This is a genomic window from Actinomadura soli (assembly GCF_005889715.1).
GTDB lineage: Bacteria > Actinomycetota > Actinomycetes > Streptosporangiales > Streptosporangiaceae > Spirillospora > Spirillospora soli.
In genome coordinates this window covers 1-15,718 of the sequence record NZ_VCKW01000202.1, presented here as the reverse complement: position 1 = coordinate 15,718, position 15,718 = coordinate 1, and the positions used below count along the sequence as shown (strand labels likewise).

Genomic DNA, 15,718 nt, shown 5'->3' with positions numbered 1-15,718 from the left:
CCGGGAACCAGTGCCGGAAGTGCTCCTCCGCCACCTTGCGGTGACCGTAGCGCTCGTCCAGGACCCGGCGGGCCTCCGGCAGGTCGAGACCGTCCGGGAACCGCTCGCGCAGCCGCCGGTACCCGGCCACGATCGTCTCGGGATCGTCGTCCACGTCGATCATCTCGCCGGCGGCGTCCTCCACCCCGGCGAGGGTGACCTGTGGCCCGCCGCAGCGGGTCACCAGCACGGGCAGCCCCGCGGCCACCGCCTCCACGATCGCCACCCCGAAGGTCTCCCCGCGGGACGGGTGGACGAGTACGTCATGCTCCCGCATACGGCGCAGGGCCTCGTCCGGCTGGAGGGCGCCGGTCAGGGTCACGGCGTCCTCGACCCCGAGCTCGGCGGCGCGGGCCGCCAGCTCCTTCGCGAGCCGCCCCTCGCCCACCATCGTCAAGGTCAGCTCCCGGTCCTCGGCATGGCATTTGGCGAACGCCTCCAGCAGCAGGCCGACGCCCTTGTGCTCGATGAGGCCCCCCACGTAGAGCCAGCGGCGCAGCTCGGTGACCGGCCGGGGCCTCGGCGTGTCGAAGAAGATCGGGTTCGAGATCATCTCGATCTTGTGGGCGTGGCCCGGAAACGCCTCCGCCAGTTGCTCCCGGAGCTTCTCCGCGACCACGAAGAAGCCGGTGCAGCGCTCCAGCACCTCTCCGTACATCTCCCGCGAATCGGGCTCGTCGAGGACCTGCCCGAGGAAGGAGGCGTGTTCGGTGACGAACACGCGAGCGTCCGGCCTGGCGTTCTCCACCGCGCTCCAGCCGCCGCGGAGCCCCACGTGCGCGTGCACGACCGGCGCTGGGATCGGTTCGCCGCCGAGCGCTTCGCGGAGCCACAGGGCATGGCCCCGGGCGAGGTCCGCGAACGACCTCTGCCCAACCACCCGCCGCCCGGTCAGCGCCGGAACGCGCACCAGCCGCGCGCCCGCGACCGTCGGCTCAGGACGCAGCGCGCTCGGCAGGAGGCGCCGGTGCGCGTCGGCCACGACGGCCGCGTCCTCCGCCTCCGGATCCACGATCCAGGCGTAGGTGTGGTACACGGTGACATCGCCGCAGCCCGGGGCCGTCGCCTTGACCATCCCCTCCACGAACGCGCCCCGGGCCTTGAGCTCAGGCGTCGGGTACCAGGGCGTGACGACGGCCACGTCCCTGCCATGGGCTGTGTTCATCATCGGGCTGGTCACTCGTGAACGGACGGCTTCGCAGCGGACTGCTTCTCAGCGGACGGCTTGGCGGAGGACGGCATCAGCTCCGTGTAGACGCCGTCCAGGATCTCGGCCTGCGCCGGCCACGTCCACTCGCGGAGCAGGTCGGGCCGCTCGTCGTACACGGCGCGGTACCGCTTCAGGTCCTGCATCACCGCCGTGACGGCCCGGACGAAGTCGTCCTCGTCCTCGGCCCGGAACACCTCGCCGTGCCCGGTCTCGTTGACGAGCTCGCTCATCGCCTTGACGTCGCTGACGACGATCGGCAGCCGGGCGTGCGCGTACTCGAAGAACTTCGTGGCCAGCGCGATCTCGTGGTTCGGCAGGTGGTGGAGCGGGTGGATGCCGAAGTCGGCCGCCGCGAGGAACGGGACGACCTGGTCGAACGGGACGAACGGGAGCAGGGTCACCCGGTCCCGGACGTCCAGCTCGGTGGCGCGGTTCATCAGGGCCTTCACGTAGTCGGCCCGCGACGACGGGACGATCAGCGCGACGTGCAGCCTCGGCAGCCGCGGCAGCGTCTCGATGATGATGTCCAGGCCGCGCTGCTTGGTGGCGCCGCCGCTGTAGACGGCGAGGGGGGTGTCGGAGTCGATCCCGCACATCTCCCGCATGTCGGGCACCGGCTGGTCGGCGCTCACCTCGATGTCGGTGACCGGGGCGTTGAGCACCACGGCGGGCTTGCGCTTGAGCCCGTGCTCCTCGACGAGCCAGTCCGCGAGGGGGTCCGAGACGGTCACGATGGCGTCGGCCAGCTTGGCGTACTCGCGCTCCATCGCGATCATGGCGGGATGCCAGCGCGGCGGGTTGTTCCAGCGGACGCCCGGAAGGTACTCGTGGGCGTCCCACACGAACTTCACCTGCCGGCCCTTGGCGCGCGCCCGCAGCGTGGCGCGGGCGCCGACCGCGAGCATCCGGAAGTCGTTGCCGTGGATGATGTCCGGCTCCAGCTCGTCGATGACCTTCCCGTAGGCGGCCTCCCAGTCCCACATGCCGCGGTCGAGGACGCGCCAGGCCCGGTCGCCGAGGAGCTTGAGCCAGACCGCGACCATGAGCTTCTCCAGCGGCGACTGCTGGCTGTTGCGCGCGGCGGTGAGCGAGTCGGTCTGGTGGACCCGCAGCCCGATCCAGCGCTGCTGGACCTTCGTCACGACCCGTCGCCCGAGGAGCCAGGTCTTGCGCACCGGCCCCTTGGTCCCCGGTTCGAGCCGGGCCGCGGCCAGCTCGGCGCGGCGGGACATGACGAGCCGGCGCCGGTACGTCGCGACGTCCGGGTGCCCGTACGCCAGCGGCCGGCGGATCATGGACCGCACCGGACGGTACCTCGGCTTGCTCAGGACCTCGTGCAGCGGCACGAGCATCACGTTGGCGCCGCCCAGCGTCCAGCGCTTCTTCTTCCGGCCCCGGTGGAAGCCGATGAGGTGGACCTCCCAGCCCGCGGCCGCGGCGGACATGGCCGCCTTCTGCACCCGGGAGTCCCTCTCGACGGTGTTGTCGACGAGCATGACCACCCGGCCGCGCGACCCCGCGCCGCCGACCTCGTCCTCTGTCTGCAATGTCTTCTCCGTTTCGGTCAGCCGGGGCACCCGGCATCCGGATCTCCGGCGATCCGGAGTGCGGCGGCGGGCGGGCGCACGGTCACTGGTTCGTTCGGGAGCTCTGGTCCGGGGCGCCGATGACCACGCGCTGGACGCCCGTCCAGCGGGACGGGTCGGTGACGCGGCGGCCGTCGACCAGGGCCTTGACGCCGGGCAGGTCGTCCGCGCCGAGCTCGCGGTAGGCGGCGTGGTCGGCCTGGACGATCGCGGCGGTCACCGGCTCGCCGCCGTGCGGCGGCAGGCCGAGGGCCTCCAGTTCCCCGGCCGTGTACATCGGGTCGGACACGTACGGGACGGCGCCGCGCCTTCGCAGCGCCGCCACGGTCGGGAAGACGCCGGAGAACGCCGTCTCCTTGACCCCGCCCCGGTACGCGGCGCCCAGCACCAGGACCCCGGCGCCGGTGAGGTCACCGTACGCGTCCGCGAGGAGGCCCACGGCGTATTCGGGCATCGCCACGTTGGCGTCGCGGGCCGCGCGGACGACGGTCGCCTCCGGGTCGTTCCACAGGTACATCCGCGGATATACGGGGATGCAGTGGCCGCCGACCGCGATGCCCGGCCGGTGGATGTGGCTGAACGGCTGCGTGTTGCACGCCTCGATCACCTTGGTGACGTCCACCCCGACGGTGTCGGCGTAGCGGGCGAACTGGTTGGCGAGGCCGATGTTGACGTCCCGGTAGGTCGTCTCGGCGAGCTTGGCCAGCTCGGCGGCCTCGGCGGAGCCGAGGTCCCACACGCCGTTCGGACGGTCGAGGTCGGGCCGCTCGTCGAAGTCGAGGACCTGCTCGTAGAACTCCACGCCGTGCCGGGCGGACGCCTCGTCGACGCCGCCGACGAGCTTCGGGTAGCGGCGCAGGTCGGCGAACACGCGGCCCGTCAGGACCCGCTCCGGGCTGAACACCAGGTGGAAGTCGGTTCCGGCGGTCAGTCCCGACCCCTCCGCCAGCATCGGCGCCCAGCGGTCCCGGGTGGTGCCGACCGGCAGCGTCGTCTCGTAGCTGACCAGCGTCCCCGGGCGCAGGCCCGCCGCGATCGACCGGGTCGCCGCGTCCATCCAGCCGAAGTCGGGCGTGCCCGCCTCGTCCACGAACAGCGGGACGACCACGACGACCGCGTCGGACTCGGCGACGGCCGCCGCCGTGTCGGTCGTCGCCGTCAGCAGCCCGGCCCGCACCGCCTCGGCGAGGTGGACGCCGAGGTCCGCCTCGCCGGGGAACGGCTCGCGGCCGGCGTTGACCTCGGTGACGACGCGTTCGTCCACGTCGGCGCCGGTGACCCGGTGGCCCTTGCGGGCGAACTGCACCGCGAGCGGGAGACCGATCTTGCCGAGCGCGACCACGCAGATCCGCATGTGCTACTTACCTCCAAGGGACTTCGCGGCTCCGGCGGGCAGGGCGCGCCGGAGCCGCCTGACGATGGCGCGGGCCGGAAAGGACGGGCGGGTCTCGATCGCCGTGGTGCCGCGCCCGTCGCCGCGTACCGAGAGACGGTAGGGCCTGATCCGATGCCAGACGAGTGATTTGCACGGTTCGGACAGAAGGGCCGGGACTGCGACGTCGTGCGTCTCCCCGGACGCGCGGACGATGAGCCTTAACGTGCGTTTGGCCGAGCCGGACGCGAACAGCACCGATGTCGGCATCCGCACGGTCAGGGTGAGGCCGTCCTCGGCGGGGGCGAGGTCGAGCCGCGCGCCGGGCGCCTCGTCCAGGCGGACGCGCCCGTCCCGGCCGCGGACGGCGAACGCGAGGTGGACGGACTCCGGGTCACCGGCGTCGGAGCCGTTGATCGGAGTCCGGACGGTGATCTCCAGAAGGTCGCCGGTGCGCCGGGCGCCGACCGCCCGCACCTCGTCGGCGAGCCGCCTGCGCAGCCCTTTGGTGATCTCGTACAGGTCGTCGGGCAGGCCGGACTCGGCGTCCTCGAAGCCCTCGTAGGCGAGGTAGGCGCGGCCGTCCTTGAGCGTGACGGCGTAGGTCTTCTCCGACACGTCGGCCCTGATGGCCTCGCAGAGGCGGTCGGCGTCGCCGCGCTGCGCCAGGCGGAGCCGCACCCGCCGCTTGACGGGCAGCAGGGCCAGGACGTCGTCGGGAACGTGCCGGTCGACGATGGCGCCGACGCGTGCGCACACGTCGCGGCGGGCGTCGTCGTCCAGGTCGAGGAGGCCCTCGCGGATCGGCTTCGTCAGCTCCCACTTGGTGTGCCGGTGGACGATCGCGTCCCGTCCGGGGCCCGGCTCCAGCAGCCCGGCGACGAACTCGAAGAGCCGCTCGGCGCACTCCAGCCGGGTGTAGACCTCGACGGAGCCCTGCGTGATGTTGCCGCCGTCGTCGCGGAGCATCGCGTAGTAGCAGGTGTAGTCGGCCAGCACGGAGATCCGCTCGGCGCGCACGCACGCCTCGATGGTGAACGGCTGGTCGCTGCCGATCGGCATGTCCTCGGGGAAGCGGAGCTTGTGCCGCTCCACCAGATCGCGGCGGAACAGCTTGCAGTTGGACAGCAGCCACGGGAGCGGCGAGTCGAACAGGTCGACGTCGGCGCGGTTCCCGGCGAACAGGTCCTGCCTGACCTCGCGCCCGTTGACGCCCTTCATCCTGCCGACGAGGACGTCCGAGCCCCATGCGTCGGCCGCCTCGACCATCCGCTCCAGCGCCTCGCGGCCGAGGTGGTCGTCGGCGCCGACGAAGTAGACGAAGCGGCCTTTGGCGACGTCCAGGGCGCGGTTGCTGGGCGCGCCGGGGCCGCCCGAGTTCGGCTGGCGCAGCACCGTCACGATGTCCGGGTGTGCCGCGGCGAACCGGTCCAGCTCGGCGCCGCTGCCGTCGGTGGAGCCGTCGTCGACCGCGATGACCTCCATGCGGCCCGCGCCGATGCTCTGCGTCACCAGCGAGTTCAGGCAGCCGGTGAGGTAGGGCATCGTGTTGTAGACGGCGACGACGACCGTGACGTCGACGGTGTTCCCGCCGCCGCCCCCGTCAGACGGCACCCAGCACCCCCGAGGCCGGGAGCGAGACCGTCTCGCCGAGTCTCGCCGACTCCAGGACGGCCGCGGAGACCTCGACCGTCCGCAGGCCCTGCCGCAGGGTCACGATGTCCCCGCCGACCGCGCTGCCCGCGCTGCCCGCGCTGCCCGCGACGACGGCGTCGCGGAACCGTTCGTGCTCCACCAGCAGCGGCTCCCGCTTCGGGATCGCGTACCGGATCATGTCGCCCTCGGAGACGCCGCGGAACGCCCGCAGCGCCTCCCATTCGGTGCTCAGCTCCCCGTTCGCGTAGAACGTCAGGTCGGCGGTGAGGGTGTCGGCGACGAAGCAGCCGCGCTCACCGGTGACGACCGTCGTGCGCTCCTTGAGCGGGCTCAGCCAGTTCACCAGGTGGTTGACCATGCTGCCGTCGGTCAGCCGCCCGACGGCGGCGACCATGTCCTCGTGCGGGCGGCCGCTGCGCGCCACCGTGTGCGCGCACACCGACACGTAGTCCTGGCCGGTGACCCACGCGGTGAGGTCGATGTCGTGGGTGGCGAGGTCCTTGACGACGCCGACGTCGGCGATGCGGTGCGGGAACGGTCCCTGGCGTCGCGTGACGACCTGGAACACGTCACCGAGCTCGCCCGCCTCCAGCCGCGCCCGCATGCTCTGCAGCGCCGGGTTGTAGCGCTCGATGTGCCCGACCCCGGCGACCAGGCCGCGCGACTCGAACGACTTCACCAGCCGCTCCGCCGCCTCCACCGACTCCGCGAGCGGCTTCTCGATCAGCGCGCCGACGCCGGCGTCCGCCAGCGCCAGCCCGATCTCCTCGTGCAGCGCGGTCGGGCACGCCACCACCGCGTAGTCGATGCCGAGGTCGAGGAGGTCCGCGAGGGACGCCAGCAGCGGGACCCCGTGCGGGGCGCCGTCCGGCTGTCCCGCCGGGTCGACGACGCCGACGAGGTCGACGCCGTCCAGGCCGGCCAGGACGCGCGCGTGGTTGCGCCCCATCACGCCGAGCCCGATCAGGCCCGCGCGCAGCGGCGCGGTCACGACGCGCTCCCGGCTTCGTTTCCGGCCTCGTTGACGGCGTCGGCCACGCGGGCCAGGTCGTCTTCGCCGAGCTTGGGATGCACCGGCAGCGACAGCACCTCGCGTGCCGCGCGTTCCGTCTCGGGCAGGTCCCAGCGCGGGTCGGGACTCCCGTCCTTCAGGAACGGCCTGAGCCGGTGGACGGGCGTCGGGTAGTAGACGGCGTTGCCGATCTTCCGCTCGTCCAGGTGCCGCTGGACGGCGTCCCGGTCCCCGCGCACCCGGACCGTGTACTGGTGGTAGACGTGCTTCGCGCCCTCCGCGACCGGCGGCGTGACCGCGGCGGTGATCTTCGCGTCGAGGAACGCGGCGTTCGCGCGGCGCCGCTCCGTCCACTCGGCCAGCCGCTTGAGCTGCTCGCGCCCGATGGCCGCGGCGACGTCCGTGAGCCGCACGTTCGCGCCGACGATCTCGTTGGCGTACCGCTGCTCCATGCCCTGGTTGCGCAGCAGCCGCAGGGTCCGCGCCGTCTCCGCGTCCGCGGTGGTGATCATGCCGCCCTCCAGGGCGTGCATGTTCTTGGTCGGGTAGAAGCTGAAGCAGCCGACCGTGCCCAGCGCGCCGGCCGGGGTCCCGCCGACGGACGCGGCGTGGGCCTGGGCGGCGTCCTCGACGATCGCGAGCCCGTGCCGCTCCGCCAGCGGGCCGATGCGGTCCATGGCCGCCGGGTGCCCGTACAGGTGCACCGGCATGATCGCGGCGGTGCGCGGGCCGATCGCGGCGGCGACGGCGTCCGGGTCCACGCAGAACGAGCGCGGGTCGATGTCGACGAAGACCGGCTCGGCGCCCACGAGGCGGACGACGTTCGCGGTGGCCGCGAACGTGAACGACGGGACGATCACCTCGTCGCCGGGGCCGATGTCCAGTGCGAGCAGGCTCAGATGCAGGGCCGACGTCCCCGAGTTGACCGCCACGCAGTGCCGTCCCGCCACGATCTCGGAGAACTCCTCCTCGAACGCGGCCACCTCCGGCCCCTGGACGACCCGCCCGCTGCGCAGCACGCGGACCGCGGCCTCGATCTCCGCCTCCCCGATCACGGGACTCGCCGCGGGGACGAGCCCATCAGATTCCACGGGCATGCACAGACTCCTTAGGGCATAACGGTGAGCGGGCGGCTTCCTCACGGGAAACGGAGCGCGACAGGATGCTCACAATTGGCTGGAAGCCTCGCCTAACAGACGGATTCTAGCCAAATAGTATGGCGTCAAGGACGTCGCTGATCACGTTCCCCGGAAGGTCAGCACCCAATCGGCCGCCAAAGGTAAACAACTCGCGTACAGCGTGCAGCCGGCGTCACAACGGCCGAACGGGAGCCATGCCCGTTGCCGACGCGACGGTCCAGGACGTCCGACACCACCCGTTTAATGGGGCGCATGCCCGGCACCGGTGTGCGGGTGCGCCCGCGCGTCCGCCCGCGGCGGTGGACGCGGGGCCCGGGTGCCCTGGAGATCGACGGCTTCGACCGCAGGAGGCAGGCCATGCAAGATCCCGATGAGGACACGATCCAGTTACTCCCCCGTTTCACCTGCTCCCTGGTGGGCCGGGAGGTCGGCCCCGAGGAGACGGTCGGCAGGCTGATCGTCCACCTCGCGCTGGAGGGCGGCGGCCTGTCGCGGCAGGTCATCGCCGGGCGCCTCTGGCCCGATCTGGACACGGTGAGCTCCGCCAAGCGGCTGCGCCAGCTGCTCTGGCGCATCCGGCCGGAGACCCGGTCCATGATCGTCGTCGGCGCGGACTCGCTCCGGCTGGCCGACGACGTCACCGTCGACTACCACGCGGCCAAGAGCCTGGCCCGGCACATCCTCCACGTCGATCCGGGGAGCCTGCACGACGTCGACCCGCTGATCGTGCGGCTGCTGAGCACCGAGCTGCTCCGCGACGGCTACGACGAGGAGATCCTGAACGAGCAGGGCCGCTGGGACCGGCTCCGCCTGCTCGCCCTCGAAAGGTTGGCCACGACCTCACTGGAACTCGGCGACACCGAGAACGCCATCATCCTGGCCACCCTGGGGGCCCAGGTGGACGGTCTCGCCGAGGCCCCGCCGCGCGTCCTCGTCCAGGCCCACCTGCGGCGCGGCGACACGGTGGCCGCCTACCGCGCCTATCTCGACTACGGCGCCGTGGTGCGCCGGGAGCTGGGCGTGGAGCCGGGCCCGGCCCTCCGCGAGCTCGTCTCCGGCCTCAGCCGTCCCGGCCCGTCCGGTCCCGCTCCCTCTGGACCCGCTCCCTCCAGTCCCGCTCCCTCCCGTCCCGGCCCGTCCGGTCACCGCCCGTAGCGTCCTTCCGCGTCAGGTCCGCCCGCGGGGCTGGCGAGTCCCATGTCGTAGGCGAAGATCGTGGCCTGCACCCGGTCCCGGAGGCCGAGCTTGCCGAAGATCGCGTTGACGTGGGTCTTCACCGTCGCGGTCCCGATGCCCAGCGAGGCGGCGATCTCGGCGTTGCTGAGGCCCTGGGCGACGCTGCGCAGCACCTCGATCTCCCGGTTGGTGAGCAGCCCGAGACGCTCGTCCGGACGGGGTCGCGCACGGAGCGACCCCGCCACGAACGCGTCGATGAGCTGCCGGGTCACCGCCGGGGCGAGCATCCCCTCACCACCCGCCACGACGCGGATCGCGTCCAGGAGTTCCTGCGGTTCGCAGTCCTTGAGCAGGAAGCCCGAGGCGCCGGCGCGCAGCGCGCTGAACACGTACTCGTCGCGCCGGAACGTCGTGAGCACGAGCACCCGGGTCGCGGGCGCGGCGACGGCCAGCTCACGGGTGGCCTCCAGCCCGTCCATGCCGGGCATCCGGATGTCCATGAGGACGACGTCCGGAGGGTGGTCCGCGACCGTTCGCAGGACCTCGGCCCCGTCGCCCGCCTGACCGACGACCGTCAGATCGGGCTCCTCGTCGATGATCGCGGCGAACCCCATCCGGACCACGGCCTGGTCGTCGGCCACGACCACGCGGATCGTCACGGCCGGGCTCCCGCCGCCGCGTCCAGCGTCGCGTCCATGGTCGCCTCCATCGTCTCGAGCAGGTCGCGCATGCCCGCCAGCGCGGCCCGCGCCTCGGCCGCCACCACGGTCAGCGCCGCCCGCCGGTCACCCGCCGACCCGCCGCGCAACGCCGACTCGCCGGCGCGCACCAGCCGGACGGTGTGGCCGAAGACCGCGCCCCGCAGCCCGACGGCGGCCTGGTACCGCTCGGCCCGCACGATGTGGCCGGTGCGCACCGCCACCGCCTCCGCCATCGACCGCTCCCACTCCCTGCTCCGGCTCCGCCCCGACCTGACGACGGCGCCCCACGCCCAGAAGGGCAGCACGGCGAGCGCGATGGGGAGCCCGAAGAACACGGGCCCGGCGACGGCGTCCACCGCCGTGAACGGCTCCTCCGCCGGATCGGCGGCGAGCGCCGCCACCGCGAGCAGGCCGCCCGCCGCACCGGCGGCGGCCGTGCCGAGAAGCCCCGCGACCGCCGACGGCCCGTAGGCGGCCAGCGAGTACACCGCGATGGCCTCGGTCGTCCATGACAGCGCCAGCACCGGCAGCCAGTCCACGGGGAGCGCGTCGGCCATGGTCAGCCCGGCCCAGAGGACGTCGACACCGGCCACGGCGGCCAGGGCCGCCACCGGGGCCCTCCGCCGCCACCACAGCGCGAGCGCGTGCGCCGACAGCAGCCCGGCCAGGACGGCCGACCCGAGCAGCGAGGTGTGCACGACCGGGGCCGGCGGGGTGATCGCGAGCAGCGGCAGCCCGACGCACAGGGCCACCGCCATCAGATCCACCAGTCCGGGCCAGCCGAACTCGCGGCGGGGGCGGCGCGGCACCGGGAAGATCGCATGGATCGACCAGCCGCCGGCCCGGGCCGGTCCCGCCCGCAGGGTGCCGCCGGCCTCCGCCACGCGGCTCCGCATGCCCTCGACCCCGCGGCCTCCGCCCAGCTCCGCGCCGTCGTTCCAGCCCTCACCCTTCTCGTTGCACACGAGCAGATCGAGCGCACCCGTGCGGTACTCGACGTGGACGGTGACCGGTGCCCCCATCGCGTGACGCATCGCGTTCGTCAGGGACTCCTGGACGACGCCGTAAGCGGCGGCGACCGTCTCGCCGGGGAGCGCGCGCGAGTCGCCGGACACGGTCACCGACACCGGAATGCCGAGCCGGGCCAGCCCCGCGCATAAGGGCGAGACGAGCGCCGCCAGGTCTGCGTCCGGGAGCCCCCGGGTCGACCCGTCTTCGGACGGACCGCCTTCGGACGGCGTGCCCTCGGACGGCGTGCCCTCGGACGGCCGGGCCACCACGTCCACGAGGCGGTTGAGCGCCGCCAGGACCTCCCGGCCCATGCCGACGGCGACGTCGAGGGCCTCGGCCACCATCTCGGGCCGCCGGTCGGCCAGGCGGATGGCGGCGGCCGTCTGCACGGCGACGGCGCTGAGATGGTGCCCGGCGACATCGTGCAGGTCGCGGGCCAGCCGCTCCCGCTCGGCGACGGCCAGCAGCGCCCGCTCCCGCTCGGCCGCGTCCAGCCGCGCGGCGAGCCGCCGCCGCCGGCCCACCCGCTGCCGGCGAAGCTGGCCGAAGGCGATGACGGCCGCGTAGCAGGCGGCCGTCAGCGCGGTGATGGCCAGCGCCTCCAGCGGCGAGGCCGCCATCACCGCGGCGACGAGGCCCGCGACCGCGACGGCCAGCGCGCCACCGGTGACGGCGGTCCGGGCCCGGCGGTGCACGGCCAGCGAGTACAGCGCCATGAACTCGGCCGCCCAGAGCACGGGGGCTCCGGCGGAGGACGGGAGCGCCAGATCGGTCACGGCCACGATCAGCACCGTGACGCCCAGCACCGCCGCCGGACGCTCCCGGCGCAGGCACAGCGCCAACGCCGCGGCCGCACCGGCGGCCAGCCCGAGCACCCGTTCCCGCACCCCGACGGACTCGTCGAGCATCGCCGCAAGGCCCGGGCCCGCGACGAGCTGGGCCGTCAGAAGGACCAGGGGGAGCACAACGTCATTCGCCCGTGGCCGATGTCGTGTCAACTCGCCGAACGAGAGCACTTCGCAACCCTATTCTTGATCAACTCGATGATGTCAATGACCGGTCTCCGATATCGGTGGCCGCAATGGGTCGCCCACCGGAAAGTGCCGATCACCATGGAAGTCAATGCCAGAGACCCGAGGTGGCATGGTCGTGCGCCCTCCGCGTCCGGTCCCGGGCAGCGCCTGTCATAGTGAAGTCGACCATTCATCAGCGGCGATCGCTTCCTCCGGTGGAACGGAGACGGGCTCGATCCGGAGAGGGCGGAGGTGTCCACCCCAGGGTGGAGACGCGCCGGACGGGACGTCCCGGAAGGAAAACCCCGCCCGGCACGGACGGCGGGTGAAAAACTCTCGTCAGGCCGGACCTCGCGGAAATCCGGTCAGCGAAGGGTTCGGAAGTAGCCGTACACCGAGCGCAGCTTCATGTCCGAACCGACGAGCTTGCGAATGGACTTGGGCACTCGCGCGTTCCAGATCACCTTGAACGTCGGGTAGCCCTTCCTGGCCGCTTTCCGCAACGCCATGAAGGTGCCGGCGGACTTCCTGAGCTCCGTGATCACCCGCTTGAGCCACGCGGGGACCTTTCCCGCCGCGATGGCCTGCTGAAGTTCGGCCGACCAGGGTTCGGCCTGCTGGACGGCGGCGGGGGTGCGAGCGCTCTGCGCCGTGGCGGCGGAGGCCGCGGGACCTGCAACACCGAGACCGAGCGCGGCCGCCAGCGCCACCGCGGCCGTACGGGCGGCGAGAGTTCTCTTGCTCATGGGTTCCCCTTTCCGTCGACGGCGATTCGGCCGTCAAAGCCCGATCTGGACCATTGGGGAGAGCCAAACGGCACGCGGTCTCCGGGGCGTCTCTCGTCCGTCGCGAGGTTGGGCACGGTCCATCTTCGCGCCGTCTCTTCAACCGGACACGACCACGTCAACCGCCAGGGACACGCGGTCATCGGATTGGCCGATTTCGGCCTGTCGCCGACCGTGACCCGTCGTTGGCCCGCCGCGCCGCATGAGACATCCTGCGAAGCACTGACATGCCCCTATAAGCCGAGTAACATATAATGTAAACCTATTTCCTTGCCAGGCCAGGACGAGCCGATCTCACCGGAACAGAGAGGTTCACACATGGGGAAGCCGTGCTGGGAATCGGCCCATCCACGACATCCCTTAGTGGGGCGCCAGGACGTCCTCCGAACCATGAGCGCGGTATTGGACGGCACCGCCGGCGGCGCGTTTCACGTCCTCACGCTGGCCGGGAAGCCGGGGCTGGGAAAGACCAGGCTGCTGAGCGAGCTCGCCGCGGCGGCCGAGGCCCGGGGGCTGCCGGTACTGGCGGGCGGGGCCTCCGAGTACGAGCAGGAGCTGCCCTTCGGGGCGTTCATCGACGCCCTGGACGACGCGGTCAAGGAGAGTCTTCCCGCGCTGGTCTCCGGGCTCGGTCCCACCGCCGCACGGCAGCTGGCGATGGTGTTCCCGGCGATGCCGGACGCGCCCGCAGGCCACCCCGGCGAGACCTCCGCAGGCGAGCCAGGCGACGACTCCGCGGCGGAGAGCGACAGGCCGGCCGGGCTCGTGCGCTACCGGCTCTACAGCGCCGTCCGCGATCTCATCGAGCGGCTGGCCGTTCCGGACGGTCTCGTCCTCGTCCTCGACGACCTGCACTGGGCCGACGACTCCTCCGTGGAGCTGCTGAACCATCTCGTCCGCCGCCCTCCGCGCGCCGGGGTGCTCATCGCCGTCGCGTTCCGTCCCGACCAGGTCGGCGGCGCGCTGGCGGCCCCGCTCCTCACCGCCGCCGAGCACGGTCCGAGCCTGACCGTCACCCCGCTCACCCTTGACGAGGTGGCCGAGTTCCTGGGGCCGGACGTCGGCCGCACCCGCTGCGAGGCCCTGCACGAGGCCAGCGGCGGCAACCCCTTCTACCTGGACGCGCTGGTCCGGACGGCATCGGCCGGCGAACCCGACGAACTGCCTCATGACGTCCAGACCACGATCCAGGCGGAGCTGAACGGGCTCTCGGACGCGCTGTCGCTGGTCGCGCAGGCGGCCGCGATCGTCGCCGACGAGTTCGACCCCGCGCTCGTCGCCGTCGCCGCCGGGACCACCGAGGAGGAGACCCTCACCGCACTCGACCGGCTCGCGGCCCGCGACGTCGTCCGCCCGGCCGCCGGGGGCGTCCGGTTCCGGTTCCGGCACCCGCTGATCCGCCACGTCGTCTACGGCTCCGCTCCGCCCGGCCGGCGGCTCGCGGCCCATGCCCGCGTCGCCGCGCATCTCGCCGGTCTCGGCGTTCCCGCCGCCCAGCTCGCCCACCACGTCGACCGTTCGGCGAGCCCCGGCGACGACGCCGCCATCGGCATCCTCGTCGAGGCCGCCCGCGAGGTGGCCCCGCACGCCCCGCACACGGCGGCCCGGTGGTTCGCGTCCGCGCTGCGGCTCATGCCGTACGACGCGGCCGGACGGCTGACGCTCATGCTCGAGATGGCCGAGGCCCAGGCCGTCAGCGGATGCCTGGAGGAGGGCAGGGAGACCGCCACCGAGGTCCTCCGGCTGCTGCCCGCCGACGACTACGCCCGCCGTTCGGTCGCCGCCCGGTTCTGCTCCATCACGCAACGGCTGCTGGGCAGTGTCCACCAGAGCCACGCCCTGCTCGTCAGCGAGCTGGCCGCCATCCCCGATCAGCGGTCCGAGGCGGCCGTCCGGCTGAGGATACGGCTCGTCAACGACACCCTCATGAAGCTCGACCACAGGGCGGCGCTGGACGCGATCGAGCTGATCCCCGAGCCCCGGAGCGGCTGGGACCCGAGCCTCGCCTTCTCCCGGCTGGCGTTCCGGCCGATGGTCGACTATGTGCGCGGCTCCGCCGACGTGGCCCTCGCCGGAGTGCGGACCGCCGACGAGGCCCTGGCCGCCACTCCGGACGAGCATCTCATCGACTGCCTGGACGCGCTGGCCTGGCTCGCCTGGACGGAATGCCTGATGTGCCGGTACGCCGAGGCGGTGCGCCGGTTCGACCGGCTGGTCACCGTCGCCCAGGCCACCGGACGGCAGTTCATCATCCCCGTCGCCCTCGCCGGCAAGGCACGCTCCTACATCGGGCTCGGCCGGCTGGACGACGCGGCCCGCACCGCCAGGGAGGCCACCGAGTCCGCCCGGCTGCTGGGCTCCCCTCAGCAGATGCTCGTCGCCCACACCGAGCAATGCCTCGTCGACCACTGGACGGGCGACGTCAAAGCGGCGCTCACCATCGGCAGGGAGGCGATCCGGACGCCTGGCGAGGTCCGAGAATGGTGGCGCAGGCAGGCCGAGTACGCCTACGGCCTGGCGCTGGTCGACGCCGACCGGCCGGACGAAGGTCGTGAGCTGCTCCGCGCCGCCTGCGATCCCCCGGCTCTCTCCGCTCTCGACCCGAACACACTCCTGCGCTGCGCCGAGCCGCTCGCGGCACTGAACGCGGCGGACGGCCTCCGCGCAGAGGCGGCACGCTGGGCCGACCAGGCCGAGGCGCAAGCCCACCCCGCCCTGCCGGGCACGGTCGGGCTCGCCGCCCTGACGCGGGCGCGCTCCCTGGAGAACGCCGACCCCCTCGCCGCCGCCGCGAAGGCACGCGAGGCGGCCGCCGCGCTGACCGAGGCGGAGATGCGGCTCGACGCCGGCCGGGCGCTGCTCACCGCCGGCACCGCCGCCGCCCGCGCGGAGGACGTCGAACCCGCACGGGAATCGCTCGAGGCGGCCGCCGAGACACTCGCCGAGTGCGGCGCCCACCTCCTCTACCGGCGGGCCGTCCAGGAACTGCGCCGCCTCGGCGTCCCCGCCCCCTCCGGC

At 72.9% G+C, this 15,718-nt stretch carries 11 protein-coding genes; 2 read left to right on the top strand and 9 right to left on the bottom strand.

All coding sequences use genetic code 11. The features are described from left to right. From ETD83_RS30340 to ETD83_RS30315, 6 genes are all read right to left on the bottom strand, one after another. A partial coding sequence (locus tag ETD83_RS30340; protein ID WP_205717970.1) for a glycosyltransferase occupies positions 1–1,204 on the bottom strand: 1,204 nt, incomplete at its 3' end. 11 nt (positions 1,205–1,215) lie between these two features. Then, positions 1,216–2,796, bottom strand: coding sequence for a glycosyltransferase family 4 protein (locus ETD83_RS30335; RefSeq protein ID WP_205717969.1), 1,581 nt, complete (start codon positions 2,794–2,796; stop codon positions 1,216–1,218). 82 nt (positions 2,797–2,878) lie between these two features. Then, positions 2,879–4,189, bottom strand: a complete 1,311-nt coding sequence (locus ETD83_RS30330) for a nucleotide sugar dehydrogenase (protein WP_138648636.1) — start codon at positions 4,187–4,189, stop codon at positions 2,879–2,881. Between the two features lie 3 nt (positions 4,190–4,192). Next, positions 4,193–5,821 carry a glycosyltransferase family 2 protein gene (locus tag ETD83_RS30325; RefSeq protein WP_138648635.1) on the bottom strand — a complete coding sequence of 543 codons (1,629 nt, stop codon included), beginning with the start codon at positions 5,819–5,821 and terminating at the stop codon, positions 4,193–4,195. Beyond that, positions 5,811–6,854, bottom strand: coding sequence for a Gfo/Idh/MocA family protein (locus tag ETD83_RS30320; protein WP_138648634.1), 1,044 nt, complete (start codon positions 6,852–6,854; stop codon positions 5,811–5,813). Before ETD83_RS30320 ends, ETD83_RS30325 begins: the two co-directional genes overlap by 11 nt. Beyond that, positions 6,851–7,972 carry a DegT/DnrJ/EryC1/StrS family aminotransferase gene (locus tag ETD83_RS30315; RefSeq protein WP_138648633.1) on the bottom strand — a complete coding sequence of 374 codons (1,122 nt, stop codon included), beginning with the start codon at positions 7,970–7,972 and terminating at the stop codon, positions 6,851–6,853. Before ETD83_RS30315 ends, ETD83_RS30320 begins: the two co-directional genes overlap by 4 nt. 294 nt (positions 7,973–8,266) lie before the next feature. On the opposite strand from ETD83_RS30315, the gene ETD83_RS30310 reads away from it, so the two are divergent. Continuing rightward, positions 8,267–9,169: an AfsR/SARP family transcriptional regulator gene (locus ETD83_RS30310; RefSeq protein ID WP_138648632.1), complete on the top strand. Its 903-nt coding sequence runs from the start codon at positions 8,267–8,269 to the stop codon at positions 9,167–9,169. Here the strand turns inward: ETD83_RS30310 and ETD83_RS30305 are convergent. The 3 genes from ETD83_RS30305 to ETD83_RS30295 all read right to left on the bottom strand — a co-directional run bounded on the left by ETD83_RS30305 (position 9,157) and on the right by ETD83_RS30295 (position 12,661). Next, on the bottom strand, positions 9,157–9,849 hold the full coding sequence (locus tag ETD83_RS30305; protein ID WP_138648631.1) for a response regulator: 693 nt from the start codon (positions 9,847–9,849) through the stop codon (positions 9,157–9,159). The two genes, ETD83_RS30310 and ETD83_RS30305, sit on opposite strands and share 13 nt — an antisense overlap. Then, on the bottom strand, positions 9,846–11,867 hold the full coding sequence (locus tag ETD83_RS30300) for an ATP-binding protein (protein WP_138648630.1): 2,022 nt from the start codon (positions 11,865–11,867) through the stop codon (positions 9,846–9,848). The genes ETD83_RS30305 and ETD83_RS30300 overlap by 4 nt, the downstream gene beginning before the upstream one ends. Before the next feature lie 413 nt (positions 11,868–12,280). Further along, positions 12,281–12,661: a hypothetical protein gene (locus ETD83_RS30295; protein ID WP_138648629.1), complete on the bottom strand. Its 381-nt coding sequence runs from the start codon at positions 12,659–12,661 to the stop codon at positions 12,281–12,283. Between the two features lie 357 nt (positions 12,662–13,018). Here ETD83_RS30295 and ETD83_RS30290 point away from each other — a divergent pair. Further along, a partial coding sequence (locus tag ETD83_RS30290) for an ATP-binding protein (RefSeq protein WP_138648628.1) occupies positions 13,019–15,718 on the top strand: 2,700 nt, incomplete at its 3' end.

Coding starts and splice junctions, on each gene's coding strand:
- ETD83_RS30330 (WP_138648636.1), bottom strand. CDS start 4,189: ATGCGGATCTGCGTGGTCGCGCTCGGCAAGATCGGTCTCCCGCTCGCG.
- ETD83_RS30315 (WP_138648633.1), bottom strand. CDS start 7,972: ATGCCCGTGGAATCTGATGGGCTCGTCCCCGCGGCGAGTCCCGTGATC.
- ETD83_RS30310 (WP_138648632.1), top strand. CDS start 8,267: ATGCCCGGCACCGGTGTGCGGGTGCGCCCGCGCGTCCGCCCGCGGCGG.
- ETD83_RS30295 (WP_138648629.1), bottom strand. CDS start 12,661: ATGAGCAAGAGAACTCTCGCCGCCCGTACGGCCGCGGTGGCGCTGGCG.